Origin of the sequence: Pseudonocardia sp. TRM90224 (assembly GCF_021245725.1) — a bacterium.
Taxonomy (GTDB): domain Bacteria; phylum Actinomycetota; class Actinomycetes; order Mycobacteriales; family Pseudonocardiaceae; genus Pseudonocardia.
Genome location: NZ_JAJGSX010000089.1, coordinates 1 through 11639, shown reverse-complemented (window position 1 = coordinate 11639; position 11639 = coordinate 1). Strand labels below are relative to the sequence as shown.

13 protein-coding genes are annotated in these 11639 nt (G+C 71.1%); 7 read left to right on the top strand and 6 right to left on the bottom strand.

Features of this window, described 5'->3' with window-relative positions; translation table 11 throughout:
* Nucleotides 1–96: 96 nt before the first annotated feature.
* The gene (locus tag LL648_RS43320) at nt 97–609 is read right to left on the bottom strand and encodes a GNAT family N-acetyltransferase (RefSeq protein WP_232668819.1); all 513 of its coding nucleotides are present in this window, start codon (nt 607–609) and stop codon (nt 97–99) included.
* Nucleotides 610–740: 131 nt separating this feature from the next.
* Between LL648_RS43320 and LL648_RS43315 the strand changes: the two genes are divergently transcribed.
* Complete coding sequence (locus LL648_RS43315) at nt 741–2012, top strand: TerD family protein (RefSeq protein ID WP_232668818.1); 1272 nt, start codon at nt 741–743, stop codon at nt 2010–2012.
* Nucleotides 2009–2533: a GNAT family N-acetyltransferase gene (locus LL648_RS43310; protein WP_232668817.1), complete on the top strand. Its 525-nt coding sequence runs from the start codon at nt 2009–2011 to the stop codon at nt 2531–2533. The genes LL648_RS43315 and LL648_RS43310 overlap by 4 nt, the downstream gene beginning before the upstream one ends.
* A gap of 17 nt (nt 2534–2550) precedes the next feature.
* Here LL648_RS43310 and LL648_RS43305 read toward each other — a convergent pair whose 3' ends face one another.
* Nucleotides 2551–3300, bottom strand: coding sequence for an AraC family transcriptional regulator (locus LL648_RS43305; protein ID WP_232668816.1), 750 nt, complete (start codon nt 3298–3300; stop codon nt 2551–2553).
* A gap of 54 nt (nt 3301–3354) precedes the next feature.
* Between LL648_RS43305 and LL648_RS43300 the strand changes: the two genes are divergently transcribed.
* Complete coding sequence (locus LL648_RS43300; protein ID WP_232668815.1) at nt 3355–3732, top strand: VOC family protein; 378 nt, start codon at nt 3355–3357, stop codon at nt 3730–3732.
* Between the two features lie 30 nt (nt 3733–3762).
* On the opposite strand, the gene LL648_RS43295 is transcribed toward LL648_RS43300, so the two are convergent.
* From LL648_RS43295 to LL648_RS43285, 3 genes are all read right to left on the bottom strand, one after another.
* A complete protein-coding gene (locus LL648_RS43295) occupies nt 3763–5298 on the bottom strand; it encodes a sensor histidine kinase (RefSeq protein WP_232668814.1) in 1536 nt (511 codons plus the stop codon).
* A complete protein-coding gene (locus LL648_RS43290; RefSeq protein ID WP_305080832.1) occupies nt 5291–6004 on the bottom strand; it encodes a response regulator transcription factor in 714 nt (237 codons plus the stop codon). Before LL648_RS43290 ends, LL648_RS43295 begins: the two co-directional genes overlap by 8 nt.
* A gap of 155 nt (nt 6005–6159) precedes the next feature.
* Nucleotides 6160–6489: a histone-like nucleoid-structuring protein Lsr2 gene (locus tag LL648_RS43285; RefSeq protein ID WP_232668813.1), complete on the bottom strand. Its 330-nt coding sequence runs from the start codon at nt 6487–6489 to the stop codon at nt 6160–6162.
* A 204-nt stretch (nt 6490–6693) separates the two neighbouring features.
* On the opposite strand from LL648_RS43285, the gene LL648_RS43280 reads away from it, so the two are divergent.
* Together LL648_RS43280 and LL648_RS43275 are read left to right on the top strand one after the other, a co-directional pair.
* The gene (locus LL648_RS43280; RefSeq protein ID WP_232668812.1) at nt 6694–7536 is read left to right on the top strand and encodes an ATP-grasp domain-containing protein; all 843 of its coding nucleotides are present in this window, start codon (nt 6694–6696) and stop codon (nt 7534–7536) included.
* A 94-nt stretch (nt 7537–7630) separates the two neighbouring features.
* A complete protein-coding gene (locus tag LL648_RS43275; RefSeq protein ID WP_308190468.1) occupies nt 7631–8404 on the top strand; it encodes a TetR/AcrR family transcriptional regulator C-terminal ligand-binding domain-containing protein in 774 nt (257 codons plus the stop codon).
* Here LL648_RS43275 and LL648_RS43270 read toward each other — a convergent pair.
* Complete coding sequence (locus tag LL648_RS43270) at nt 8349–9422, bottom strand: Gfo/Idh/MocA family protein (RefSeq protein WP_232668810.1); 1074 nt, start codon at nt 9420–9422, stop codon at nt 8349–8351. The genes LL648_RS43275 and LL648_RS43270 overlap by 56 nt on opposite strands.
* Before the next feature lie 43 nt (nt 9423–9465).
* On the opposite strand from LL648_RS43270, the gene LL648_RS43265 reads away from it, so the two are divergent.
* Both LL648_RS43265 and LL648_RS43260 read left to right on the top strand, forming a co-directional pair.
* Nucleotides 9466–10248, top strand: coding sequence for a thioesterase family protein (locus LL648_RS43265; protein ID WP_232668809.1), 783 nt, complete (start codon nt 9466–9468; stop codon nt 10246–10248).
* A gap of 772 nt (nt 10249–11020) precedes the next feature.
* Nucleotides 11021–11617 carry a DUF222 domain-containing protein gene (locus LL648_RS43260; protein WP_232668808.1) on the top strand — a complete coding sequence of 199 codons (597 nt, stop codon included), beginning with the start codon at nt 11021–11023 and terminating at the stop codon, nt 11615–11617.
* Nucleotides 11618–11639: the final 22 nt, after the last annotated feature.

Sequence of the window (11639 nt, the reverse complement as noted above, 5' to 3'; positions counted from 1 at the left end):
CGGGATCGTGAGTTGAGTGTGCCCAGGGCTGCCGCGACAGCCCTGAGCACACTCCCGATCAGCCAGTGCCTGGATCCGGGGTGCCGGCCCGGATCCTCATCCCGCCCGCGCCGCGAGCTCCTTCCCGTACCACGCCTCGGAGTACGGCCCATTGCTGAACGCCGGGATCTCGCGGTAGCCGTGCCGGACGTAGAGCGCTCGGGCTTCGACGAGGTCGAGCCGGGTGTCCAGCACGATCCGGTGGGCGCCGAGCGTCCGGGCGCTCGCCTCGACGGCCGCCAGCAGCGCGGCACCGCCGCCGGTGCCGCGCAGGTCGGGGTGGACGTAGACACGGGTGAGCTCGACCGTCCCGGGCTCGCGGACGAGCAGCCCGGCGCAGGAGCGGGGCCGGCCGCGGTGGCGACCGACCAGGAAGACACCGGTGGGTCCGGCGAGGTGGTCGCTGGGCCACTCGGCCAGCACGGAGTCGACCTCGTCCCGCGTGATACCCCGGTCGTGGTGCAGGCGCGAGTACCGGTCGGCGACCTCGGTGAAGTAGTCGCGCAGCAGCGCCAAGGCCTCGGCAGAACGCACGTCGGTCGGCGTCACGACCCATGGGTGCACCGTCATACGGGCATCATCGGCACGGGCATGCGGCGCGGGCCATCCGAATTCCTCGTGTTGTCGTCGTGCACGCTCGCTGAAACGGCCCGCGCGGATGCTGGGCGGGTCGATCGACGGGTCTCGGGATGGAGTCAGCTGTGCCAGAGGTTGCGAAGGGTTCGAAGTCGGCGTTGACCGGCACCCGCTACGTCGTTCGGGCCACCGCGAGCCGGGCCGATGCCGTGGACCTCATGGCGGTCCTGCTCGGGGCGGGCAACCAGGTCCGCAGCGACGCCGACCTCGTCTTCTTCAACAACCCCGTGCACGGTGGCGTCGAGCTGACCGCTGGCGGAGAGATCACCGTCGACCTCGCCGGGGTGCCGGGCGACGTGCAGCGGGTCGTCATCGCCGGCAGCACCGAAGCGCAGGCGGCGCGGTTCGCCGCCGTTCCCGACCTCGCCGTCCGCGTCGCCGGGACCGGTGAGCCGATCACGTTCATCCCGGCCGGGCTGTCCACCGAGACCGTCGTGCAGCTGGTGGCGTTCTACCGCCGCGACGCCGGCTGGAAGCTCGACGCGATCGGCCAGGGCTACGCCGCCGGGCTGGCGGCATTCGCCGTCGAGCACGGCATCGACGTCTCCGCCGACGACGAGCCCGCAGCGGCTCCCGCGCCGGCTCAAGGGCCGACGGTCAACATGGAGAAGGTCAGGATCGAGCTGACCAAGGACTCCAGGGACAAGACCGCCCGCATAGACCTGCGCAAGAGCCGGGGCGAGCCCGGTTGGGTGCTCACCGTCGGGCTCGAATGGGACGGCCGCGGCGCGAAGTACGCACCCGACGGGACCGTCCGCCAGTACGGCGAGGGAGACCTGGACGTCTACTTCTTCTGCCGCGACGAGCACACCAACGCCTACATCGTGATCAGCGGCGAGCCCGGCCGCCAGGGCAGCCTCGACCATTGGCCCTACATCCAGCACAGCGGCGACGCCCTCGGCCCCGGCGTCAACGGGCCCGCCGTCGAGCAGGTCCGGGTGCAGCCGACCGAGAACGGCGACCTGCTCCTGAACGTCTACCAGAGCGTCGACAACGGGCTCGGGGCGATCAACAAGTTCGGCCGCCCGCGAGTCGCGATCCGCTACGGCCGCGCCGGTGCCGACGGCCGCCCCGGGCCCGACGCCGACGAGATCATCGTGCACGTCGGGAACAACAAGAACTCCTTTTGGGCGACCGTCGCGCACATCGACGTCCAGGACGGCATCCTCACCGTCGACGGCGAGACCCGCTACAGCCGCCTCTTCGACGAACGCATGCCTGGCCTCACCACCGCCGGCGCATGGGTCCGAACGCCGCGAGGCGGACCGACGGGACGCAGCAAGTCGCAGTTCGGCGAGGGGCTCACCCGCTACGAAGGTCATTGCGGGGCGTCGTGAGGGAACCGGAGCACCACGTCCGGCACCCGCCGGACGCGTCCATGATCGCGATCCGGCAGACGACCGAAGCCGACCTCGCACTCGTGGAAGCCGCCGAGTCCGACCCCGACACCCGACGCTGGCTCGGCGACACCGGCGCAGCATGGCACCGCGCCGCGCTCACCGACCCCGATCAGGAGCACCTCGCGCTCACGTCGGACGGGCAGATCGTCGCCTTCGCCGTCGTTGCCGGGCTGCGCAACCCGCACAGCAGCGTGGAGCTGCGCCGCATCCTCACGGTGCCCGCGCATCGAGGCCGCGGGCACGGACGGGCAGCGCTGACGGCCGTCGTCGACCGGGCGTTCGTGATGCACGACGCGCACCGCCTCTGGCTGGACGTCAAGAGCGGCAACACCAGGGCCCGCCGCCTCTACCGGTCGGCCGGCTTCGTCGAGGAGGGCCGGCTGCGCGATGCGCTGCGGGAAGCCGACGACAGCTTCAGTTCGCTCGTCGTCATGTCCATGCTGAGCACGGAGCGCTGAGCACGGAGCGCTAGCGCTCAAACCTCGCGGTGGAAGCCGCGGGGTGTCGTTCCCAGCTCCCGCTTGAACGCCGCGACGTAGGCCGACGGCGTCGTGTAGCCGACCGCGCCCCCGGCCTGCGTCACCGACGACCCGAGGGCCAGCAGCTCGAGCGACGCCAGTATGTGCGCCCGCCGGCGCCAGGCGCCCAGGCCGAGGCCGGTCTCCGCAGCGAAGATCCGTTCCAGGGTCCGCCGGCTCGTGCCGGCCCGGGCCGCCACGGCTGCGGTCGACGCGGTCGGGTCGGCCGCGTCGGCGGCGGCAGCGGCGGCCCCGCGCGGGTCGCTGGGCAACGGCAGTCGCAGCGGTGCGTCGGGCAGGCCTTCCAGCTGGTCGAGAAGCACCGTGAGCAGCGCGTCGTGGACGGGATCGGCGAGATCGAGCGGGCAGCGCTCGACGATGTGCAGCAGCAACTCCCGGCAGAAGCGGGGCACGTTCACCACTCGCGGGACCGCGGGCAGCGAGGGCACCGAACTGACGAAGTACAGGCAGCGGACCGCAACGCGGCCGCGGTTGGTGACCGTGGTGCGGGTGTTGTCGGGCAGCCAGAGCGCGCGGTGCGGCGGGATGGTGAAGGCCTCGTCCGCGACGACGACCGTGACCGCGCCTCGCGCCGTGTACAGCAGCTGGCTCCAGCCCGGCTCGGTCGTGAGCACGGCGGCGCCGGGCGGGTGGGTCACCGAGTAGCCGCGGACCGTCGGCTCGTCGGGCTGGCGAGAAATCGACATGACCTGGCGAAGCTTAGAATGCACGCCACCGGTTCGAAGTGGTCGGATATCGACATGAGCACGAACCTCGCCCATTTCGCGATCAACGCCGACGACGTGCACGCCAGCCGCGCGTTCTACGAAGGCGTGTTCGGCTGGACCTTCACCGCCTGGGGACCGCCAGGCTTCTACCGCATCACCACCGGCGACGGACCCGCCGTGCAGGGCGCGATGCAACAGCGCCGGCAGCTGCACCCGGACCTGCCCACCGTGGGGCTGGAATGCACGTTCGCGGTCGACGACGTCGATGCCACGGCAGCCGCTGTGCGGGCCGCTGGAGGCACGATCCTGCTGGAGCAGTTCACGATCAGCGGAGTCGGCCACCTGATCTTCTTCGCCGACCCGGCCGGCAACCCCGTCGGGGCGATGCAGTACGACCCCGACGCGGAGTGAGGTGGTCGGCCCTGGGGCGTCGGCAGCCGGCTAAGAATGCACGTGGTCGGGCGACAGCTCCGGACCTGCGGAGATCCGCTCCGGCTCCGGCGTGGCCCGCGACACGGCTGCGGGGAAGACGACCCGGAACGACGTCCCGGCAGGTGAGGAGTCGACGTCGATCGTGCCGCCGTGCGCGTCGACGATCGAGGCGACGATGGCCAGCCCGAGCCCGAAGCTGCGGTGCCCCGACGAGCTCCCGTGCGCGAACCGCTGGAAGAGCACGGGCATCAGGTCGTCGGGGATGCCCGGCCCGTTGTCGGAGACGACCAGCTCGACCCGATCGCCGGTGTGGCAGACCGTGCAGTCGACCTGCGTCCCGACCGGCGTGTGCTGGCCGGCGTTGGTCAGCAGGTTGAGTGCGACCTGGTGCAGCCGCACCGGGTCGCCCACGACCGTCGCAGGTGAGTCCGGCACCACGACGCTCAGCAGGTGGCCGGCCGCGGAGGCCTGCGCGTCGTGGACGGCTGCCACCGCGACCTCGGCGAGGTCGACCTCCTCGACGTGCACGTCCTGGCCCTCGTCGATGCGGGCGAGCAGCAGCAGGTCGCCGACGAGCGTGGTCAACCGTTTCGTCTCCGACTCGATCCGGCTCAGTGCGTACTCGGTCATGTCGGGCAGCTGGTCGCTCTCCTGGCGGGTCAGCTCGGCGTAGCCGTGGATCACGGCGAGCGGGGTGCGCAGCTCGTGGCTCGCGTCGGTCACGAAACGCCGCATCTGCTGGTCGCGCCGCATGCGGGTGGCCAGCGCGTCGTCGACGTGGTTGAGCAGCCGGTTCAACGCCTCGCCGACCTTCCCGACCTCCGTACGGGGGTCGGTGTCGGCGGCGCCCACCCGAGGCGTGCTCGGTGCTTCGCCCTGGTCCAGCGACAGATGCGTGACCTCGGACGCGGTGCGCGCCACCCGGTCGAGCGGACGCAGGGCGACCCGGACGATCGTGATCAACGCCGCCACCGTGCACGCGATCGCGATCACGGCCAGCACCGCGAACACGATCACCTCCGTCCGCACAGCCGACTCCGCGACCTCGAGCGACACCCCCGCGACGAGCAGCACCGACCCGTACTGCTTCGTGGACACCCGGTACGTCCCGAGTTCGGGCAGCTCGACGTTCCGGGCGAGGACCGGCCCACCGACGGTGCCGAGTGGCGCGGCCGTTTCGGGAGGTAGCTGCTGCGGCTCGGTGTCGGTGAACAGCGCCGAGTCGGTCACCCGGCCGTCCTGCACGACGGCGATGATCGTTCCCGGCCCGTGCCCGACGAACGCCGTGAGCGGCTTCTTGAAGCCCAGAGGCCCGGCCGTCGGGTCCCCCGACGCACCATGCCGGAACTTCTCCACGGAGTTGCAGAAGCCGTCCATCGAGCCGCTGAGCTGGGCGTCGACGACGCGCGTCACGGAGTCGTTCACCGTGACGACGCCGATCGCTCCCACGGCCGCGAGGATGATCCCCACGACGGTGGCGATGCTGATCACGAGCCGCCGCCGCAGCGGCCACCCACTGAGATCGAGCAGTCGCCGGTCAGTCACTCGGCGCCCTGAGCAGGTAGCCGGCCCCGCGCACGGTGTGGATCATCGGGCGACGCCCGGCGTCGACCTTCTTGCGCAGGTAGGAGATGTAGAGGTCGACGATGCTCTGCTTGCCGGCGAAGTCGTAGTTCCACACCCTGTCGAGGATCTGCGTCCTGGTCAGCACCCGGCGCGGGTTGCGCATCAGGTAGCGCAGCAGCTCGAACTCGGTGGTCGAGAGCGAGATGCGGTCGCCCCCGCGCAGGACGTCGTAGCTGCCCTCGTCCAGCTCCAGGTCGCCGACGACGAGCCGGGAGCCCTCATCGGCCGCGGCGGCGCTGCGCCGCAGCAGCGCGCGCAGCCTGGCGACGAGCTCCTCCAGGCTGAACGGCTTGGTCATGTAGTCGTCGCCGCCGGCCGTCAGGCCGATGATGCGATCGTCCACCGAGTCGCGCGCGGTCAGGAACAGCACCGGCGTCGACTCGCCGAGCGTCCGCACCTGCTTCAGCACGCTGATGCCGTCGATGTCGGGCAGCATCACGTCGAGCACCACGACGTCCGGCCGTCCGTCGCGGAACCGGGCGAGCGCCTCCCGCCCGGTCGCCGCGACGTCGACGGTCCACCCCTCGTAACCCAACGCGAGGCTGACCAGCTGGGTCAGCGTCGCCTCGTCGTCGACGAACAGCACGCGGATCGGCGAGCCGTCGGGGCGGGTCAGCCGCGGCAGCTTCGCGAGAACGGCGCGGCGCCGCTCCGAGGTGACGAAGTCGTGCGGGATCCGGGGCGACGACACGACGTTCTCCTCCTCGAAGCGGCCAACCGCTGCCGCCCAAGACTGCCGGCCGATTCTATGAATCTCCTCTGAGGGAGACCCCTGTCAGGTCAGTGCGCCTTGCGGAACGCTTCGAGGATCTCCGAGGAGATCCGACCGCGCTCGGACACGTTCAGGCCCTGGCTCTTCGCCCACGCGCGGATCGCCTGGTTCTGCTCGCGGTCGGGCGCGGAACGCGTGCCCACCGGGCCCGAGCTGCGGCGCCCGCCGGTCCGCCGCGCTGCCGCGACGAATGGGGCGAAGATCTCCCGCAGCCGCTCGGTGTTGGCCGTCGAAAGGTCGATCGCGTACGACCGGCCGTCGATCGAGAAATCAACCTGCCCATCGGCGACACTGCCATCGAGATCGTCCACCAGCGTCACCGTTGTCTGGGTTGCCATCCTGCCCTCATCATCTCTCACTGGTCGGTTTGTGGTCACTTCACACGGAAGCCACATCAATGCCATCCGCACGGCACCGAAGTTGCTGCCGACCATAGGAGAGGCCGTTCCCTTTGTCGAATCAGACAACCCGTATAGGTAAACGGCGTCGGATCCGAAAGAAACCGGATGGCTCGGGCGCTCCGATCCGGCAAGCATGGGCCCGTGATCCTCATCGTGCCCCACGACGTCATGCGGCCCCGCCGGCCCGACGAGCACTTCGCGGCCGAGGCGGATGCGGCGCGCACCGCGGGCTGGACCGTCGCACTGGTCGACCACGACGCCCTCGCCGCGGGCGAAGGGGTTGATCGCGCGACCGCACGGGTGCCGGCGGGAACGGACGCGGTGTACCGCGGCTGGATGCTGAGCAGCACGCGGTACGCGGGGTTCGCCGATGCCCTCGGTGCCCGCGGCACCGTGCTGCGCACCGACGCGGCCCGCTACCGGCGGGCCCACGAGCTGCCCGGCTGGTACGCGGCACTGGCCGACGTGACGCCGGAGACCGCGTGGACCGTCGGCACCGACCGGGCCGATTTCGAGCGGGCCTGCCGGGAGCTGGGCGCGGGACCGGCCGTCTTGCGCGACTACACGAAGTCGATGAAGCACTACTGGGACGAGGCCGCGTTCGTGCCCGACGTCGCCGACCCGGCTGCGGCGTGGCGGGTGGCCTCCCGATTCGCGGAACTGCGGGAGCACGTCGAGGGCGGGTTCGCGCTGCGCCGCTTCGAGCGCTTCGTCGGCGCCGAGGCCCGCTCGTGGTGGGTCGACGGGACCTGCCGCCTCGTCACCGCCCACCCGGACACGCCCGACGCGGCACCCCCGGCCGATCTCGAAACCCGACCGTTCGCACCGCTCGTCGCCGGGCTGGACCTCGCGTTCGTCACGCTCGACCTCGCCCTGCGCGCCGACGGCGTGTGGCGCGTGATCGAGCTGGGCGACGGGCAGGTCAGCGACCGGCCGGCCGGCCTCGCCGCCGACGAGCTGATCGGGGTCCTCGCGCGCCCCTGACGCACCGGCGGCGGGTGCATCGCAACCGGCGGGAACAGCGTGCGGAAGGCCCCTCCCGGGCGGCCGCCCGCGTGATCCGGCGCTCGACGAGGCCATCATCAAGGCGACCCGGCGCAGGCTGGTGCTCGACGGCTACTCCGGTATGACGATCGGCGACATCGCGGGCGGGGCCTGTGTTTCCCGGCCGGCGATCTGCCGGCGGTGGCCCGACAAGCTCGAGCTGACGATTGACGCGCTCGACCACGGTTTCCGCGCCCAGCGCAGCACCTATCCCCTGCTCTCGTTCGCGGAGCTGCCGGCACTCGAAGCATTCACCGAAGCCGTGCGGCGTGTCGACCCGTCGTATTTCAACCCCGACGCGATGGTGCTCGTGGGCAACTTCATGGGCTGGACGATCCGGACCCCGGATCTGCTGGCGGTGGTTCGGGAGCACGCCGTCGAGCCGCGCGTGAACCTCGTCGAACGTGTTCTCGGCGACCTGCAGGCCCGCGGCGACGTGCGCAGCGACATCGACACGCACACGATCGCCACGATCTGTTTCGGCGCCTATTACTCCGCGTTCCTGCGCGGCGAGGCCGACCGGGCCGATCGTGCCGAGAAGGTCGCCGCCGTGCTCTGGCCCGGCATCGCCACAGACGGCGTCGCGGCCGGCTGGGCCGCCGGCGGAGTCGGCCGGCCGACCCGCGCGGCTGGTCGGGCCCACCTGGAGATCCCCGCCGACCGGATCGTCGTCTGCGGGCTGGCCATGGGGTACGCCAACCCGCACCACCCGGTCAACACGCACCGCACATCGCGGGAGCCGCCGGCCGGCTTCACGATGTTCCACGAAGAGCCTGCGAGCCACTCCACGGCTCGTCCTCGACGCTGACGGCCGTGCCCCGATCGGCCGCCTCCGCGATCGCCAGCGCGACGCGGTGGTCGTGGATGCCGTCGGCGAGCGGGTACGGCTCGGGGCCGCTGCCGGCGACCCACGCCGCGGTGTCCTGCAGGAGGGTGGCGATGGCGATCTCCTCGTCGTTCCACCGGGTGCCCTGGAACGGGTTGCGGTAGAGGACGTCGGAGCCGAACGTGATGTGGTCGGTGTCGAAGCCGTCGAGATCGAGGTCGTAGCCGGTCTGGCGGCGCACGATCGGCGACCGGACGATCGTGCGGTCGGCGGCCAGCCGCACCACCTCGTCGTCGCGCAGCTCCCCCAGCGTGCCGCGCACCAGCAGGCGGCGCATCAGCAGCTGGTTGTGCCACTGGTTGTCGGTGAAGTCGTAGACGCCGTACCCGCCCTCCCCGAACACGAGGGTGGCGATCGTCGTCGTGGCCGTCTTGATCTCGACCTGGTCGGCCCAGCCCGCCCGCGACAGCGGGTCGGCCAGCGGCGCCGTCATCCGGACCGCACGCACCTCCAGCGGCCCACGCCCGACGCCGAGCAACGTCCGGATGAGCGACACGGCGTGGTACTGGTGGGTCGAGGAGACGTCCGCCCGGGTCGGGTCTCCGATCACGCCGGAGCGGACGAGCGCGACCCGCGCGGCGTGCGCCGGCATGCGGCTGTACTGCTCGGCGACCTGGACCAGCCGACGGTCGCCGACCGCGTTCCAGAGCTGCCGCAGGCCGTCGAGATCGGGTGCGGGCGGTGTCTCCGCGAGCACCGGTACGCCCTGCTCGACGAGCTCCACGATGAGCGAGGGCGTCACCGACCACGGCGTGGCGGTCACGACGAAGTCCGGCTTCGCCGAGGCGAGGCACTCGTCCAGGGACAGGTGGACGGGCACCGGCAAGTCCTTCGGACTGCGCGAGACGACACCGACGCAGGCCAGCCCGTCGAGCTCGGCGGCGGTGCGCCAGAAGTACTCGGAGCGCCACCCGGAACCCACGATCGCGAAGCTGGTCACCCATCGCATCCAACACGGTGCGGGCGCGGGCATGATGGCCGGCGTGGACGCGTTCTACCTGCCCGTCTCCGACGGGGTCTTCGACTCGACCGTCGCGACGGAGAGCCCGTGGGGCCACGGCCTGCAGCACGGCGGGCCGCCGTCGGCGCTGCTGGCGTACGCGATCGAGACGTACGAGCCGCGCCCGGACATGGCGATCGGCCGCATCTCGATGGACTTCCTCGGGCCCATCCCGCAGGGCCGCATCACCGTCACCACCGAGGTGCTGCGGCCGGGGCGCCGCGTCGAGCTGGCGGAGGCGACACTCGTCGTCGACGGGCGCACCGCCGTCGTCGCGCGGGCGTGGCGCATCGGGACGGCCGCCGGCGCCGCCACCCCGGTGCCCGCCCAGCCGGCCACCCCGACCCCGCTGCCGCCGCCGCAGGACCAGGCCTACCTCTACGGCGTCGACCCGAGCTGGGGCTACGGCCGGGCCATCGAGTGGCGGTTCGCCAAGGGCAGCTACGCCGAACCCGGCCCCGCGACGGTCTGGGCACGGCCGCGCATCCCGCTGGTCGCCGACGCCCCCACCAGCGGGCTGCAGCGCACGCTCACGGTGGCCGACTCGATCAACGGCGTGAGCGCGGAACTGAAGGTCGCCGACTGGCTCTTCATCCCGCCGAGCCTCACCGTCACCGTCCACCGGGAACCCGAGGGCGACTGGATCCTGCTCGACGCCACCACCACCGTCGCGGCCGTCGGGACCGGAATGGCCCACGCCACCCTCTCCGACACCACCGGGGAATTCGGCGTCGCCACCCAACCGCTGCTGGTGCAACGCCGCTGACGGGCGAGTCGGGGCCACCCCGTGCGCGAGTCGGGCCCACCCCGTGCGCGAGTCGCAGTGGGCGGGTGGTGAGTCGACACCTCCGGCACGGTGAGTCGACACCTTCGGCACGGTGAGTCGACACCTTCGGCACGGTGAGTCGACACCTCCAGCACGCCGAGTCGACACCTCCGGCGCGGCGAGTCCCACGGCTTGGCGGGCGAGTCCCACGTTCCAGCAAGCGAGTCGCGCGTTCGGGAGTGGTGAGTCGCGCGTTTGGGTGGGTGGGGGTGGGTTCTCGACGTGGTTCGTTGGGTGGGTTCGTGGCGGATGGGCACGTGGGTGGTGGTTCTGCTGGTCTTGGTGGTTGCGTTTTTTAAGGGCGCCCTCGCCGGGCGGGCAGATCTCCGGGATGGTCGGGTCGTGCCATCCCGTCGACCTCCTTGGGGGATACCACACGGCCGCCCGTGGGCGGAGCTTGCTTTGTTCTCTTGCGTTGGATTGAGGGCCGCCCACGGGCGGCCGTGTGGTGGGGTTTTCACCAGGTCGACGGGATGGCACTCTCAGCCCCACTTGTGGGTGGCGGGCACGCCTTTGGCGCGACCTCGCAGACCTTGTGGTGTTGTCGCAGAGGTTGTGCGGTCTGCGACGTCGCACCCGGGTCTGCGCGGTTGGAAACGGCATTACCGGTGCGGCACCTTCGTCCAGGCTTGGGGGGTGTACATAAGTACACTCTTCGCACCTCAGCCCCTATCCGCTGGCCGATGATCTCCGCCTCGCTTAAAATGGAGTTATGTCCCCGGGGCTCGACACCACACTCGACGGTATCGCCGAGTTACAAGTCGAAGCCGCCACTGGAACGTTCTCCGATCGCCTTCTTGCGTCCCGGGATATGGAGCGGGTGGTTCGTGGGATCGAGCTTGCGCGCGTTCAGTTCATCGCGTCTTTTCTGCGGGAGGGTGGGTTCGGGTCGCTCGGGCACAAATCGCCGGTCAGCGCGATCGCGGACTGTTGGAACATCGACCCGAGTGACGCCCGGCGATACGTGAAGGCGGCGGAGAACCTGTGCCCACAGGTGGCGTTGAGCGGCACCGTACTGGAGCCGCGGATGCCGGTGTGTGCCGCGGCGATCGCGGCCGCGGCGATCGGCCTGGGGCACGTCGATGCGATCCGGCGAGTGCTGGAGTCCAATGAGGCGTCCCGGCTCACCGCCGCGGACTGCGCTTTTGTCGAGGAACGGGCCGTCGCCTACGCCCTCCACAACCGACCAGCGGAAGTGCACAAGTTCGGTATGGAGCTGGTGCGCGGTCTGGACCAGGACGGACCCGAACCCGAGGGCGTGTCACGCGAACGGTGTAAGCCGCGGGTGGACCAAGATCGACCGCTGTGATCGACATGGCGGTCGGGAAGGA